The organism is Chryseobacterium sp. SIMBA_029, from assembly GCF_046535275.1.
Taxonomy (GTDB): Bacteria; Bacteroidota; Bacteroidia; order Flavobacteriales; family Weeksellaceae; genus Chryseobacterium.
The window spans coordinates 1-239 of record NZ_JAWRXA010000812.1 but is presented as its reverse complement, the minus strand read 5'-3'; the positions used below and the strand labels follow the sequence as shown (position 1 = coordinate 239).

Sequence of the window (239 nt, the reverse complement as noted above, 5' to 3'; positions counted from 1 at the left end):
GCCCCGGCACGTGCAGCCAGCCCAGGGCGGCCAGCCGGTAGTTCACCGCCACCACCACCACGTCGCCCAGCGCGGCCAGGCGGGCGCCGTCGTACCAGTCCAGTGCGCCCGCGCCGCTTTGCCAGGCCCCGCCGTGCAGCCACACCACGTCCGGCCGGCGCCGCGCATCGGGGGCCGGCGTACGGGCTGCCGGCGTCCAGACGGTCAGGTGCAGGCAGTCTTCCGACTGCGGCGCATCG

1 protein-coding gene is annotated in these 239 nt (G+C 77.0%); it reads right to left on the bottom strand.

The window, feature by feature from the left end:
* Positions 1-239 (bottom strand): carboxylesterase family protein (locus SB679_RS26155; protein ID WP_410705324.1); only part of this gene is annotated, 239 nt, incomplete at both ends.